The organism is Microbacterium sp. Ru50 (genome assembly GCF_002920555.1).
In the GTDB taxonomy this organism is placed as follows: Bacteria; Actinomycetota; Actinomycetes; order Actinomycetales; family Microbacteriaceae; genus Microbacterium; species Microbacterium arborescens.
Genome location: NZ_PQSV01000003.1, coordinates 76918 through 91141 on the forward strand (window position 1 = coordinate 76918; position 14224 = coordinate 91141).

The window sequence follows — 14224 nt, forward strand, 5'->3', positions numbered from 1 at the left end:
TCCGACGCGCCTGCGAGAGGATTCCCTCATGAGCACCCAGACCTTCCACCTGCCGGACGTCGGCGAAGGCCTCACCGAGGCCGAGATCGTGCAGTGGCGCGTCGCCGCGGGCGACGAGGTCGCCGTCAACGACGTCCTCGTCGAGATCGAGACCGCGAAGTCGCTCGTCGAGCTGCCGTCGCCGTTCTCGGGCACGGTCGGCGAGCTGCTCGTCGACGAGGGGACGACGGTCGAGGTGGGGGCCGCGATCATCACCATCGCCGGTGCCGCGGCGGAAGCGGATGCCGCGAGCGGCAACTCCGAGCACGGTCAGAAGCCCGCCGAGAAGCCGGCCGCCGCCGGCGACGCGTCGGAGGAGAGCGGCTCGGTGCTCGTCGGATACGGCGGGGCCGGACAGGTGCAGTCGCGCCGCCGCAAGCCCGCCGAGCCGCCCGTTCGCGCGGCCGTGGGCGTCGTGGCGAAGCCGCCGATCCGCAAGCTGGCGCGCGACCTCGGCGTCGACCTCGCCTCGGTCACGCCGACGGGCGCCGCGGGTGAGGTGACGCGCGAGGATGTCGTGAACCACGCGTCGCAGGCATCCGTCTTCCGGAACCTTCAGACGCCCGCCCGACCCGAGGTGCGCGAGCAGACGATCCCCGTGCCGCCGGCCGTCGTGTCGGCCGGACCCGCCGACGACCGCGAGGAGACGATCCCCGTCAAGGGTGTGCGGAAGGTCACGGCCAAGCACATGGTCGACTCCGCCCACACCGCGCCGCACGTGTCGGTGTGGACCGACGTCGACGCGACGCGCACGATGGAGCTCGTCAAGCGGATGAAGGCCTCGCCCGACTTCGCCGACATCAAGGTCTCGCCGCTGCTGATCATGGCGCGCGCGGTCGTGTGGGCGGTCCGCCGCACCCCGATGGTGAACGCCGCCTGGGTCGAGACCGACAACGGCGCGGAGATCCGGGTGCGCCACTACGTCAACCTCGGCATCGCGGCGGCGACGCCGCGCGGCCTGCTCGTCCCGAACATCAAGGATGCGCAGGACTTGAACATGCGCGGTCTCGCCCGCGCACTCGAGAAGCTGACCCTCACCGCGCGCGAGGGCAAGACCGCCCCGGCCGAGCAGCAGGGTGGCACGATCACGATCACCAACATCGGCGTGTTCGGCATGGATGCCGGCACCCCGATCATCAACCCCGGCGAGTCGGGCATCGTCGCGATGGGCACGATACGGCAGAAGCCGTGGGTCGTCGACGGCGAGGTGCGTCCTCGCTTCGTCACGACGGTGTCGGGCTCGTTCGACCATCGCGTCGTGGACGGCGACGGCATGAGCCGGTTCATCGCCGACGTGGCATCCGTCTTGGAGGAGCCCGCGCTGCTGCTCGACTGAGCTGATCGCTCTCGAGAACGCACCGTCGTCGTGAGGTCGTACCGTGCGCGGTACGTTCTCGCCGCGACGGTATGGTCTCGGCGGCGGGCGGGGGAGTAGCCTCGGCGCATGAGTGAGAAGGGGCCCGCGTCGTACTTCCCGAGCATCGAGAAGACCTACGGACTGCCGGTCCAGCACTGGCTCGACATCGCGGCCGACCAGCTCGCGTCGGGATCCACGCACATGCAGGTCGTCGAGTCGCTCAAGACCGAGCACGGGTTGGGGCACGGCCACGCGAACGCGGTCGTCGCCTATGCGAAGGTCGAAGCGCGCCGGCTGAGCCGCGGCATCCGCGGCATCCGTCCTTCGGAGCATGTCGCGAAGCTCGGACTGTTCGCGCCCATGCGTCCGAGATCGGCGCGATCCTCCGAGGTTCGCGAGCGCGGACAGCACGGCGGGATCAGCCGGCGACCAGGTGCTCGATGAGGATCTGCGTGCCGATGCCGATGAGCACGATGCCGCCGATGATCTCGGCGGGCTTGCGCCAGCGCGTGCCGATGCGGTGGCCGATCAGCACGGCGACGAACGACAGGGCGAACGTGACGAGGCCGATCGAGACGACCGCGATCCACAGCGGCACGTCGAGGAAGGCGAACGACAGTCCGACGGCCAGGGCGTCGATGCTCGTCGCAAGGGCGAGCAGCACGATCTCGCGGGCGGACAGGCCGGATGCCGCATCCGCGTCGTCATCGTCGGGGCGGAACGCCTCCCACAGCATCTTCGCGCCGATGGCGGCGAGCAGGCCGAAGGCGATCCAGTGGTCGAACGGCGCGATCGCCTCCGCGAAGGTGCTGCCGAGCAGCCAGCCGATCAGTGGCATGACGGCCTGCGCGAGACCGAAGGCGCCGGCGATGAGGAGGGCGCCGCGCACGACGTGGGCGCGCAGCTGCAGACCTTTTCCGAGGGCCACGGCGAACGCATCGGCGGAGACGCCGACGGCCAGGATGAACAGCGCCCAGGGCGACATGGCTCCTCCTCGAAGCGGGATGACGGGATGGCGGGCGATCGTCCCGGGCGCCGTCGAACGGAGATCGGCCGCTCTCGAGCTTGCCAGTCGCCGGCCCTCGAGAATGACGAAAAGCCCTGATTGACAGCATTTCGGGCGAGCGAATCGTTCGGTCGCCCGAAATCGCGCGCGCTTCCTGCGGCCGTCAGATCACCCGGTCGTTCCCTCCGTCGACGCTGAGGTGCGCGCCGGTCGTCGCCGGCAGCTGCTCGCAGAACACGGCGACGGCCTCGGCCACCATGGCGCTCCTGACCTCGATGCGCAGGAGGTTCCGCGTGCGGTACTCCTCGATGGACAGCCCGTAGCTGGCAGCGCGTTGCGCGAGCAGCTCGGGCGTCCAGATCGCGGTGTCGAAGACCGCATCCGGCTCGACCTGGTTCACGCGGATGCCGTCGGCGGCCCACTCGAGGGCGGCGACCCGTGCGAGCTGTGCCGCCGCCGTCTTGCTCGCCGAATAGGCGGCGACGCCCGGTCCCGGGGCGACGACGTTCTTCGTCGAGACGAGCACGACCCGCCCGCCCCGCGGCGAGAGCGCGAGGTGAGGATGAGCCGCGCGCATCAGGCGGAGCGGGGCGGTGGCGTTGACGCGCAGGGCGCGCTCCCACGTCGCGTCGTCGAGGTCGGCGATGGACTGGCTGCGGGGGAAGATCCCCGCGGCGACGACGAGCATGTCGACGCCGCCGTAGGTGCGGACCGCCTCGTCGAGGGTGCGCTCGATGACCGCCGGGTCGGCGACGTCGCCGACGACACCGCGCCAGACGTCACCGGCGAAGGCGTGCCGCACGCCCGGGTCGAGGTCGACCCCGACGACGGCGGCGCCATCGGCGAGGAGTCGCTCGGCGACGGCCCGGCCGATGCCCGAGGCGGCGCCCGTCACGATGGCGACCTCGCCCGCGAGCGGCGCACGGCGGCGGCCCGCGAGCTTGGCCTGCTCGAGAGACCAGTACTCGATGTCGAAGCTCTGCGCCTCGTCGAGCGATCGGTAGCCGCCGATCGCGTCGGCGGCTTGGATGACGGCGATCGTGTGCTCCGCGATATCGGCCGCGACGCCGACATCCCGCACGGTGTCGCCCGCCGTCAGCATCCCGAGCTCCGGGTCGAGCACGACGCGGGGAGCGGGGTCGAGGGGAGTCACCGGCCCCGTCTGGCGCTGCCGATGGCGCTCGACGTAGGCCCGGTAGGCGCTCGCGTAGGCGGCGACATCGCGCCCGACGAGCGGATGACGCTTCGTGTAGATGACGTGCTCGGGGGTCGCGGTTCCGCGGGTCGTGGCCGCGCTGACGTCGGGGCGCGCAGCGAACGCGGCGGCACGGTGCGATCGGCTCTGCCGCAGCAGCAGGGGCCGGCCCGCGGCCCGCGCGATGTCGGCGCGCAGATTCGCGATGGCCTCGATGGTGCCCCGAGACGGGATGCCGCCCTCACCGGCACCCGTTTCACCGGCATCCGTTTCACCGGCACCCGTTTCACCGGCATTCGTCTCGGGGGCGACGATCCCCGAGACCTCGGCCGCGCGGGCGACGATCTCGCGATGGCGCGCGAGCACCGCGTCGGGGTCGTCGCCGAAGGTGAACAGGCCGTGGTTGCGCAGCACGAGCGCGTCGACACCGCTCAGGTCGGTGTCGGCCACGAGGCGGGCGAGCGGGAATCCGGGCATCACGTAGGGCAGAACGGCGACCCGCGGGCCGAGCGCCGACGCGATCTCAACGTCGGACACGTCGCGATCGGTCACGGCGACGATCGCATCGGCGTGGGAGTGGAGTGCGACGCGTCCGGGGAGGTGCGCGTGCAGCAGCGCCTCGATCGAGGCCGTCGGCGCCGACGCGTCGAGGGAGGCCTGGCGCAGCTCGTTCACCATCGTCGGGTCGTCGAGGTGCGGCAGGCGCAGCAGGGCTTCGAGCCGTTCGCGGCGCAGCGGCGCGAATCCCGCGGGCTCGATCGTGGCGAGGTCCCACCCGCTGCCCTTGACGAGGACGAGGTCCACGGGTTCGCCCGTGACGTCCTCGCCCCGCGCGGTGATCGAGGTGTTCCCGCCGCCGTGGAGGACGAAGGAGGGATCGCCGCCGAGCGCGCGGCTGACGCGCACGATGTCGTCGAGCGCGGCCGACACCTCCGGTGACGGGGTCATGCGTAGGCCTCCCAGACGCTCGTCATCGACGAGACGACCCGGTCGAAGCGAGCGGCCTGCTGCTGATACGCGGTGCGGCAGATGCCCGGTTGCACGACGAGCGCGGGGTCGGGCTCGACGCCCCACGGGGTCATGTCGACGCCGACACCGCGTGCCGCGAGCGAGGCGACGCCCCGGGCGCCCAGCTCGGTGCCGAGCTGCCGGCGCATCGCGTGCCCGATGACGTCGGCGAACATCTGCGCCCACTGCGGGTTCTTCGCCCCGCCGCCGGCGAGTGTCCACGGGGCGTCGGTGACGACAGCGCCCGTCGCGACGACCTTCTCGATCTGCACGCGGTGGTACTGCGTGATGCCCTCGGCGACCGCGCGGGCGACGTGCGGGTAGCCGTGGCTGCCCTTGATCCCGACGAACGTTCCGGAGGCGCCGAGGTGCTCGGGTGCGCCGTGGATGAACGGCAGGAAGAGCAGCCCGTCGGCCAGCGGGGGTGCGCCGTGCGCGGCCTCGAGCAGATCGCGCGGCGTCAGCGGAAGAGTGGCTCGCGCGCCGAGCAGTCCGGACGCCCACTCGATGCTCGCCGCGGACGTCGGTGCGACCTCCATGGCCAGCATGAGGCGGGGATCGGGGAGCAGCGCGTTGATGGTGACGCGCGGGGGGACGGCATCCGTCGGCACGACGACCGCGTTGATCGCCCACGTTCCCACGATCACCGTCACGTCGCCGAGGTCGGTGGAGCCCGCCCCCAGCGGGCTCGCGACGCAGTCCATGCACCCGGCGACGACGGGGATGCCCGCGGTCAGGCCGGAGCGCGCGGCGGCCTCGGCGCTTATCGTCCCGACGACCTCGTCGCTCGCGTGCAGGGGCGGCAGGATGCGCTGGAGCTCGCGGGGCAGGCCGAGCATGTCGAAGACCTCGGGCTCGTACTCCCGCGCCCGCAGGTTGACCAGCCCGCACCCCGACGAGTCGGATGTGTCGGCGCTCGCGACGCCGGTGAGGCACGCGGTGATCCAGTCCTTGCAGGTCAGCGCCCAGCGGGCCCGGTCGAGCGATTCCGGCTCGTTGTCGAGCAGCCACCGCAGGAGCACGCCGGGCTGCGCGGCCCACGGAAGCGACCCGGTGAGCAGCCGCATCCGCTCGACCGCCGCGGGGTCGAGCGCCGCGACGACGTGCTCGGCCCGGCTGTCGGTCGAGGCGATGGCGGGCCGCACCGGCCGCAGCTGCTCGTCGACGAGGTACAGGCCGTTGCCGTGACCGGTCGCGCCGACGGCCGAGACGGTCCATCCGTCGGCCGCGAGCCACGCGGTCAGGTCGCGCAGGACGTCGGCCACGACGTCCCACAGCGTGTCCATCGCGATCTCCTGCCGCTCGCGCGAGACCGCGACGCGGGGGTTCGGCGCCGAGACCGTGCGGATCTCCCGCCCGGCGTCGTCGAACGCCGCTGCTTTGGCAGACGTGAGGCCCACGTCGATGCCGATGACGCAGATCTTCATCGATCCTCGTTTCTCGCTCAGGCGGCCGTCGGCTGAGCGGGTGCCGGGCGCAGGGTTCGGGGTGCGAAGCGCCGAGCGGCTTCACGGTATCGCGCCAGCTCGGCATCCGCGCGCTCGGCGCTCCAGTCGCCGTGCGCGACGAGCACGTCTGCCGCGCGGGGCGCGCAGCCGAGGCCCACGTCGCTGTTCAGCGCGATCGCGGTGCGGCGGATCAGGACGTCCTCGAGCGTGTGGGCGCCTTCCTCGCGGACGGCGAACACGACCTCCGCCGCGATCGCGCCGCTGTCGTCGTCGATGACCTCTGCCAGCGACGGATCGGATGCCGCGAGCATCTCGATCGGGCGGCTGAGGGTTCCGTACAGGTCGGCGAGACGGCGGGCGCTGCGCTCGGGAAGGACGCTGCGGGCGACGCTGTCGGCGACGAAGCGTCCGTGATCGCCCGCGGGTGCGCCGGGGAACCGGGCCGTCCGGGTCGCGGAGCGGCGACGGCCGAGGCCGAGTGCCGTCTCGATGCGCCGCAGCGCCTGCTCGCCGAGGGCACGGTGGGTCGTGTACTTGCCGCCGATGACGGTGAGGAGCCCCGCGGCCTCGCCCGTGTGCACGACGATCTCGCTGTCGCGGCTGACCGAGGCCGGGTCGCTGAGATCGGCGACGTAGGGGAGGGGGCGCACCCCCGAGAACGACCAGAGCACGGCGTCGCGGCGCAGCCCCGCTGCCGGGATGAGGTCGTTGACGGCCCGGAGCAGGTAGTCGACCTCGTCGTCGTCGACGATGATCTCGTCGATCGACCCGTCGTAGGGCAGGTCGGTGGTGCCGATCATGTACTTGCCGTCCCACCACGGCAGCACGAACATGGGCCGGCCGTCGTCGGGCGACTCGAAGAAGATGCACGTGTCGGGCGCGCCGGGGAAGGCGTCGACGACGAGGTGGCTTCCCTTCGTCGGCCCGATCCGGCGGGGGTGGTCGCCCTGCAGATCGAGCACCGCGTCGACCCAGGGGCCGGCGCAGTTGACGACCACGGGGGCGCGCAGCGTCCGCTCGCGTCCGTCCTCGCGGTCGAGGTACCGGACGCCGGCGATGCGTCCGTTCTCGCGGATCAGGTCGGTGACGGGGGTGTGGGTGAGCACGGTCGCGCCGTGGTTGGCCGCGTCGATGGCGAGCTCGATGCCGAAGCGCTCGGTCACCGGCACGTGCGCGTCCTGGAAGACGCCGCCCCACTTCACGCCGCCCGCGGCCACCGAGGGCCACTCGCGGGCGAGTCGCCGCGAGAAGACGATGCGGTTGCGCGGCAGCTTCTTGCCCAGCGACAGGATGTCGTGCAGCAGCAGCCCGCACGACAGCAGCCATCCGGGCCGCGAGGCGCCCCGCGAGAAGGGGATGAGCATGGGGTACGGGCGCACGAGATGCGGCGCCGTGCGCAGCAGGATGTTGCGCTCGCGGATCGACTCGAGCACGAGCGGGATCTCCACGCGCTCGAGGTACTTCAGGCCGCCGTGGATGAGACGGGTCGAGATCGCCGACGTGCGGGCGGCGATGTCGTCACGGTCGATGACGACGACGTGGAGGCCGCGGCCGGCGGCCTCACGGGCGATGGCGAGGCCGTTGATCCCGGCGCCGATGACGACGACGTCGGCCGAGGTCGGCTCGGCATGGGTACGAAGCGAGGGCATGCTGCATCCTTCTGGTCTCGGGGCGCCCGTGGGCGCCCCGAGAGGGTTCAGTGGGAGAGGGTCTGGAAGAGATCGAAGGCGTCGTCGGCGCTGAGGCTGTCGTGCACGACGCCGCGGACGGCCGCGAGCATGGCGGCCGGGTGCTCCGACTGGAAGACGTTGCGTCCCATGTCGACGCCCGCCGCGCCCTCGGCCATGGCGCGCGATGCGACCCGCAGGGCCTCGCGCTCCTCGACCTTCTTGCCGCCGGCGATGACGATCGGGACGGGGCACGCGCTCGTGATCGTCTCGAAGCCCTCCTCGACGTAGTACGTCTTCACGAACGCGGCGCCGAGCTCGGCGCTGATCCGCGTCGCGAGCCGGAAGTAGCGGGCGTCGCGCACCATGTCGCGGCCGACCGCGGTGACGGCCAGGACCGGGATGCCGGTGGCCTGGCCCGCGTCGACGAGGGTCGTCATGTTGCGCACCGACTTCGTCTCGTTGTCGCCGCCGATGAAGACCTGCACCGCGAGCGCCGCGGCATCCAGTCGCACGGCGTCGTCGATCGAGACGGCGACCTCCTCGTCGGAGAGCTCCTTGAGCACGCTCGGTCCGCCCGAGGCGCGGAGCACGATGCCCTTCGCGGAGTGCGGCGGGATGGTCGTGCGCAGGGCGCCGCGCGTGCACATCAGGGCATCGGCCTGGGGGACCAGCGGGAGGATCGAGCGATCGAGCCGCTCGAGTCCCGACGTCGGCCCCTGGAAGTAGCCGTGATCGAACGCGAGCATCACGGTCTTGCCGTCGCGGGGGTCGAACACGCGTGACATCCGCGCGCGCATCCCCCAGTCCTGGCCTGCTTGGCCCTTGATGGGGTAGCCGGTGCCGGCCGCGGCGGGGCCGGAGTAGTCGGTTCCCTCACGCAGGTCGTCGAGGTCAGCCATGGATGTTCTCCTTGTTCTTCGGGGTGGGGTCGGTGTCGGCGCGTCGGGCCGAGGGGGCAGGGGTGGGGCGCTGCAGGTTCGCGCGGAGTCGGCGCAGGGAGCTGCGGCCGGTTCCGGTCGCGGCGGACGCGATCACGACCACGAGGACGACGAGCACGCCCTTGAGGACGTTCTGGGCGCCGACCGACCACCCCACGAGATTGAGCAGTCCCGACAGCAGCACGAAGAACAGGGCGCCGGTCCAGGCGCCGGCCGGCACGGGGCGGCCTCCCGAGATGAGGGTGCCGCCGATCACGACGACGGCGATCGAGTCGAGCATGTACGAGCTGCCGAGCACGGTGCTCGGGGAGATGAAGGCGGCGAGCAGGCCCCCGACGAGTCCGGCGAGGCACGCCGAGACGAGGTAGGCGGTGACGGTCACGCCCGCCACCGGCAGGCCCGCCCGCTCGGCCGCACGAACGCTCTGGCCCACCGCGATGACGGCCACACCGACACGGGTCCGCGTCAGGGCGAGCCAGACGATCACGGTCATGGCCGCGACGACGAGCGCGATGACGGGGATGCCGAACGCCTTGGCCGTGACGAAGGCTCGCAGGCCCGCGTCGGCGCCGCCGCGAGCGGCATCCGCCAGCAGAAGCGTCGCGGAGGTGACGATGAGGCTCGTCGCCAGGGTCGCGATGATCGGGGGCACCCGCAGGAGGAGGATCGCGGCGACGCTGACCGCGCCGGCGGCGAGCCCGGAGCCGGCGCCGGCGGCGAGCCCGATCACGGGCCCCGCTGTCGCGCCCACGCCGACCGAGACGTACGAGGCCATCGAGATGACGGTGCCGACCGAGACGTCGATGTTGCCCGGGCCGAGGGTGATGACGAGCATCTGCCCGAGGGCGACCAGCACGAGGAACGGCGCGAGCGAGAGGGCCTGGGCCATCGGGTCGAGGGGAGATACGGGCCGCACGGCGATGATGACCGCCCACACGGCGAGCACGCCGAGAAGCGACCAGCCCCAGGCGGGCCAGGCGGGTCCGCGGCGGAGCGCCGGGAGCGGGATGGAAGCGGAGGTCATCGCGCGATCCTCTCGGTGATCATGCGGCCCGCGAGCACGGCGATGACGATGACGCCTTGTGCGGCCGATTGCAGGGCGGACGGAAGGTTGATGAGGCTGAGCAGCACGGTGATGAGGCCGAGGGTGATCGCGCCGAGCGTCGTCCCGATCGGCAGCGCCCGGCCGCCCGAGAACGTGCCGCCGCCGAGGATCACCGCGGCGATCGTCATGAGGGTGTACTCGCCGGCGGCGTTGATGTCGCCCGACCAGGTCTGCGAGGCGAGCAGCAGGCCCGAGACGACGAGCAGCGCGGCTGCCGCGACGTACGCGGTCGCCCGGGTCGCGACGAGCGAGGCGCCCGTCTTCTCGAGCGTCGCGGCCTGCGAGCCGAGCGCGCGCATGCGTGCCCCCGCGAGCGAGCGTCGGGTGATCCACCAGCCCAGCGCCGTCGCCGCGGCGATGAAGATGAGGGGCGCCGGGAACCAGGTCGGCCGCCAGGTCGACAGGGCCGAGAGCCAGTCGGGGGTCTGGCCGCCGGGGGTCGGCCGGATCTGCAGGCCGATGCCCAGCCACACGAACGACATGCCCAGCGTCAGGATGATCGAGGGCACCCCGCGGCGCTGCACCACCCACGCGAGGAGGGCGTAGACGGCGAGGATGCCGGCGATCATGGCGATCGCGAGCGCGGGGCTCTCCCGCAGGAGCGTCGCGGCGATCACCGTGATGAGCCCGACGAGGTATCCGACGCTCAGGTCGATGTCACCGACGGCCATCATGATCATCTGGGCTTGGGCGGCGAGCACGAGCGGGACGGACGACATGAGCATCAGGGTGAGACCGGGCACGCTGAGGATTCCGGGCTGCAGAGCCGCGGTCAGTGCGAAGATCGCGATGAGCGCGACGAGGGCGAGGAGCGCGGGCGACCCGTTGACGGCCGAGGCGCGCAGGCGCTGCGGGGCGGTGGGCGGGGCGAGCACGTCGGTGGTCATCGGTCCTCCTGGACTGTCTCGGCGTCGACTCCGAAGGAGTCGGCGATGATGCGCTCGTCGGTGATGTCGTCGCCGGAGAGCTCGCTCACGACGCGTCCGGAGCGGAAGACGTAGACGCGGTCGCAGTGGGCCATCTCGCCGTTCTCGGTGGAGTACCAGACGATCGAGCGGCCGCGTGCCGCCTCGACGCGCATGAGGGCGTACAGCTCGTTCTTCGTCGTGACATCGACGCCCCGGAAGGGGTCGTCCAGCAGGACGAGAGGGGCGTCGGTCGCGAACGCCCGCGCGACGATGACCTTCTGCTGGTTCCCGCCCGACAGCGACGTGATCGGGGCCCGGGCACCGCCCTTGACGTTCAGGCGCTGCACCCATTCCTCGGCGAGCCGTCGTCGCCGCGCGGGCGGAACGATTCCCACCGTCGCGAGATGACGGGTGGCGGAGACGGTGAGGTTGTCGGCGACGTTCCAGAGCGAGAAGATGCCGCTGGTCTGCCGGTCACCGGGCACGTAGGCGCGGCCGCGCACGACGCGGACGCCGCGCGCGTTGCTCCAGAGGCGGTGCAGCAGCTCGTCCTGGCCGTGGCCGGCGAGCCCGGCGAGGCCGACGATCTCGCCGGGTGAGACCGAGAACGGCACGTCGCCGCCGTCGATGCGGGCGACGGTGCCCCGCGCGTCGATCTCCGGCGGAGCGCTCGCGGCGCTCACCCGGCGCACCGTCGCCGTGTCGGCGTGGACCTCGCCGCCCATGGCCGCCAGCAGCGCGTCCTCGTCGGTATCCCTCGCCGCGACGACCTCGACGACGCGGCCGTCCTTCATGACGGCGATGCGGTCGGCGTGGGCCAGCACCTCCTGCATCCGGTGCGAGATGAGGACCATTCCGACGCCCTCGTCGGCGAGGCTGCGGAGCGCCGCGTAGAGCTGGCGGGTCGCGTTGATACTGAGCGATTCGGTCGGCTCGTCGAGGATCAGCAGCGACAGCGACGGCGTGCACAGAGCGCGCACGATCTCGACCATCTGCCGCTGCGCCATCGTGAGGTCGCCGGCCCGCCGCAGTACCGAGACACCGTGTCCGGGGAAGATCTCGTCGAGCTTCCGTGACACGCGCCGCTCGGCGCGACGGTTCCAGCCTGCCCCGCGGGTGCCGGCGTCCGAGAGCGCGATGTTCTCGGCGACGGTGAGGTCGGGGCAGAGGGCGAGCTCCTGGTAGATCATCCGGACGCCGGGCTGCTCGGTGCCGGGCTTCGCGGTCGCGCCGCCCGTCCGCCAGCGGATACTGCCGGCGTCGGGCTGCTCGCGTCCGGCGAGCACCCGCATGAGGGTGCTCTTGCCGGCGCCGTTGTGGCCGACCAGGCCCAGGATCTCGCCGGCGGCGACCGAGATGTCTATCCCGGCCAGTGCCGTCGTGTTTCCGTATCGTTTGGCGACCGCCTCGGCCGTGACGAGCGCCACGTCCGAGGGGGTGGTCGCGGGGGTGTGCGACAGGGTTGTCATCGGGTCTCCTGGTTCGAGCTGGTCGGCCACGGTGTCACCGGGCGTCAGGGCAGCGCGGGCACGGCGACGTCGTCGCCGGCCAGCAGAGCCGCGATCGCGGCGTCGGTCGTCTCCTCGTCCCAGGCGTTCGCGGCGTACTCGTCGGTGCCGAGGGTCTCGACCCAGTAGTCGAGGTTCTCCTGCGTGACCTGCACGAGCGGCAGGACGACCTCGTCGGGCACCTCGTCGCCGCGCAGCTTCGCGATGGCGGCGTAGAGGGCGGCGACGATCTGTCCGGGATCGGTCAGCGCGGCGAACGAACCGTTGTCGATGCCGCTCTCCTTCCAGAACGACAGCGACTTGCCGTCGGTGTCGAACACGACGACCGGGATGTCTCGACCGGCCGACTGGAACGCCTGCACGACGCCCATGCCGCCGATGCATCCGGGAACGGCGGCGATCGGGGGCATCGAGCCGAGGATCGCGACGATCTCCTTCTGCGCCGTCGCGGCGTCGCAGAAGCCGTTCACCTCGGCCGCGACCTTCACGTCGGGGTAGTCGGCGAGGATCTCCTGCTGGCGGGCGTAGAACGCCTCGTCGGGCTGCGAGCCGATCACGCCGCGGTTGAGGATGATGTCGCCTGTGCCCCCGATCGCGTCGAGCGCGGGCTGGAGCGAGTCGGCGCCCCACTGCCCGTAGTCGTTGCGCACGACGATGCCGCAGCTGGTGTCCATGTCGGCGTCGACGATCACGACCGTGATGCCGGCGGCGCATGCCTCCTCGACGACGGGGACGAGCGCGGTCGACGAAGCCGGGATGACCATGAGCACGTCGGGGTTCTGCAGCATGAGGCTGCGGATCTGCGATGCCTGCTCGGTCGCGCTGTTCTCGCCCGGGGCGTTGACGACGCTGTAGTCGGAGACGACGCCGCTCTCCTTGAGCTTCGCGGCCTCCGTCTCGAACTTGTCGATGAGGGTCAGGCGCCAGCCGTTGACGAACCCGTTCGAGAGGGCCACCTTCAGGCCCTGGGGTTCTCCGCCGGCAGAGGTGGTGTCGGTCGGGCTGCCGGCGCAGCCGGCGAGGACGAGAGCGGAGATCGCTGTCGCGGCCGCTGCGGCGAGCAGACGGCGGGTGGTCGGGAACGTCATCGTTGTGCCTCCTGGTGTCGCATCGTTGCGAGGTGCCGATGTCACGAGGGCGTGCGGGCTGCAAACTCGTAACAACCAACCTGTCATGACAAGTTGGTGATGACTAAGATAGGGAGCGGGCCGCCGAGTGTCAACACGGCGCCGATACGCTCGCCGTGACGGCCCGATCGAGGAGGCTCCCATGACCGCAGCGACGACGCTCGACCGCTCGTCCGATCTCCCGTTGTGGCAGCAGCTGTCGCTCGCACTGCGGGGTGAGATCGAGTCGGGACGGTGGCGGCCCGATCAGGCGCTGCCGTCCGAGTCGGAGCTCATCGACCGCTTCGGGGTCTCCCGCACGGTCGTCCGGGAAGCCCTCGCCGACATGGTGCGCGCCGGGCTGATCTACAAGGTCCGCGCACGCGGATCGTTCGTCGCGCCGGCGCGGCCCGACCTGCGATTCGTCGGGTCGATGGCGGGGTCGTCGGACGATCTCGCCGGAACGGGTCGAGTGGTGACGACCCGCGTGCTCGACTTCGCCGTCGGCACGGCGGACGCGGCGGACGCCGAGGCTCTGCGCATCCCTGTCGGGGCACCCGTGGTTCGGCTGCGTCGCCTGCGGCGGGTCGACGAGACGCCCTGGCTGCTCGTCGACACGGTGCTGCCCCACGACCGGTTTCCCACGCTCGCGCGCGCCAACCTCGAGAACCGGTCGCTCTACGAGCATCTCCGGCGCAACTTCGGGGTGCAGCCGAGCGGCGCCGATCGCTGGCTCAGCGCGGTCGTCCCCGACCCGGCGGACGCCGCGCTCCTCGAGCTCGCCCCGGGGCAGCCGGTGCTGTCGATCGAGTCGATCGCGTGGGACGCCGAGGGGCAGCCGTTCGAGCGGTACCTGGCCCTTCACCGCAGTGACGAATCGCGCTTCTACGTGGGAATCCGCTGATCTCCCGCTCCGGCGGTCAAGAGAACGATTAT

The 14224-nt window shown here is 71.8% G+C and carries 11 protein-coding genes and 1 pseudogene; 3 read left to right on the plus strand and 9 right to left on the minus strand.

Annotated elements, in window-relative coordinates:
- Positions 1-28 precede the first annotated feature (28 nt).
- Entirely contained in the window at positions 29-1375 is a 1347-nt protein-coding gene (locus C3481_RS12510; RefSeq protein WP_023953642.1) for a dihydrolipoamide acetyltransferase family protein, read from the plus strand.
- A 108-nt stretch (positions 1376-1483) separates the two neighbouring features.
- A pseudogene (locus C3481_RS16805) lies at positions 1484-1669 on the plus strand (DUF4287 domain-containing protein); the annotation flags it as partial.
- Positions 1670-1814: 145 nt separating this feature from the next.
- Here the strand turns inward: C3481_RS16805 and C3481_RS12520 are convergent.
- The 9 genes from C3481_RS12520 to C3481_RS12560 form a co-directional block, all read right to left on the minus strand.
- Entirely contained in the window at positions 1815-2381 is a 567-nt protein-coding gene (locus C3481_RS12520; RefSeq protein WP_023953644.1) for a manganese efflux pump MntP family protein, read from the minus strand.
- Positions 2382-2565: 184 nt separating this feature from the next.
- Positions 2566-4545 (minus strand): SDR family NAD(P)-dependent oxidoreductase, encoded by a 1980-nt coding sequence (locus tag C3481_RS12525; RefSeq protein WP_103842614.1) that lies wholly within the window; start codon positions 4543-4545, stop codon positions 2566-2568.
- Positions 4542-6032, minus strand: coding sequence for an FGGY-family carbohydrate kinase (locus C3481_RS12530; RefSeq protein WP_023953646.1), 1491 nt, complete (start codon positions 6030-6032; stop codon positions 4542-4544). Before C3481_RS12530 ends, C3481_RS12525 begins: the two co-directional genes overlap by 4 nt.
- Positions 6033-6049: 17 nt before the next feature.
- A complete protein-coding gene (locus C3481_RS12535) occupies positions 6050-7702 on the minus strand; it encodes a glycerol-3-phosphate dehydrogenase/oxidase (RefSeq protein WP_103842616.1) in 1653 nt (550 codons plus the stop codon).
- 47 nt (positions 7703-7749) lie between these two features.
- Positions 7750-8622, minus strand: coding sequence for a 3-hydroxy-5-phosphonooxypentane-2,4-dione thiolase (gene lsrF / locus C3481_RS12540; protein ID WP_103842618.1), 873 nt, complete (start codon positions 8620-8622; stop codon positions 7750-7752).
- A complete protein-coding gene (locus C3481_RS12545) occupies positions 8615-9685 on the minus strand; it encodes an ABC transporter permease (RefSeq protein WP_103842620.1) in 1071 nt (356 codons plus the stop codon). The genes lsrF and C3481_RS12545 overlap by 8 nt, the downstream gene beginning before the upstream one ends.
- Entirely contained in the window at positions 9682-10653 is a 972-nt protein-coding gene (locus tag C3481_RS12550; protein ID WP_103842622.1) for an ABC transporter permease, read from the minus strand. The genes C3481_RS12545 and C3481_RS12550 overlap by 4 nt, the downstream gene beginning before the upstream one ends.
- Complete coding sequence (locus C3481_RS12555) at positions 10650-12143, minus strand: sugar ABC transporter ATP-binding protein (RefSeq protein ID WP_103842624.1); 1494 nt, start codon at positions 12141-12143, stop codon at positions 10650-10652. Before C3481_RS12555 ends, C3481_RS12550 begins: the two co-directional genes overlap by 4 nt.
- A 44-nt stretch (positions 12144-12187) precedes the next feature.
- Positions 12188-13270, minus strand: a complete 1083-nt coding sequence (locus tag C3481_RS12560) for a substrate-binding domain-containing protein (protein WP_103842626.1) — start codon at positions 13268-13270, stop codon at positions 12188-12190.
- A gap of 181 nt (positions 13271-13451) precedes the next feature.
- Here C3481_RS12560 and C3481_RS12565 point away from each other — a divergent pair, with 181 nt between their 5' ends.
- The gene (locus C3481_RS12565; RefSeq protein WP_071918931.1) at positions 13452-14192 is read left to right on the plus strand and encodes a GntR family transcriptional regulator; all 741 of its coding nucleotides are present in this window, start codon (positions 13452-13454) and stop codon (positions 14190-14192) included.
- The last annotated feature ends 32 nt before the right edge of the window (positions 14193-14224 follow it).

Excerpts from the sequence above, each read along its gene's own strand:
- C3481_RS12510 (WP_023953642.1), top strand. The coding sequence starts at position 29 with ATGAGCACCCAGACCTTCCACCTGCCGGACGTCGGCGAAGGCCTCACC.
- C3481_RS12520 (WP_023953644.1), bottom strand. The coding sequence starts at position 2,381 with ATGTCGCCCTGGGCGCTGTTCATCCTGGCCGTCGGCGTCTCCGCCGAT.
- C3481_RS12525 (WP_103842614.1), bottom strand. The coding sequence starts at position 4,545 with ATGACCCCGTCACCGGAGGTGTCGGCCGCGCTCGACGACATCGTGCGC.
- C3481_RS12530 (WP_023953646.1), bottom strand. The coding sequence starts at position 6,032 with ATGAAGATCTGCGTCATCGGCATCGACGTGGGCCTCACGTCTGCCAAA.
- C3481_RS12535 (WP_103842616.1), bottom strand. The coding sequence starts at position 7,702 with ATGCCCTCGCTTCGTACCCATGCCGAGCCGACCTCGGCCGACGTCGTC.
- lsrF (WP_103842618.1), bottom strand. The coding sequence starts at position 8,622 with ATGGCTGACCTCGACGACCTGCGTGAGGGAACCGACTACTCCGGCCCC.
- C3481_RS12545 (WP_103842620.1), bottom strand. The coding sequence starts at position 9,685 with ATGACCTCCGCTTCCATCCCGCTCCCGGCGCTCCGCCGCGGACCCGCC.
- C3481_RS12550 (WP_103842622.1), bottom strand. The coding sequence starts at position 10,653 with ATGACCACCGACGTGCTCGCCCCGCCCACCGCCCCGCAGCGCCTGCGC.
- C3481_RS12555 (WP_103842624.1), bottom strand. The coding sequence starts at position 12,143 with ATGACAACCCTGTCGCACACCCCCGCGACCACCCCCTCGGACGTGGCG.
- C3481_RS12560 (WP_103842626.1), bottom strand. The coding sequence starts at position 13,270 with ATGACGTTCCCGACCACCCGCCGTCTGCTCGCCGCAGCGGCCGCGACA.
- C3481_RS12565 (WP_071918931.1), top strand. The coding sequence starts at position 13,452 with ATGACCGCAGCGACGACGCTCGACCGCTCGTCCGATCTCCCGTTGTGG.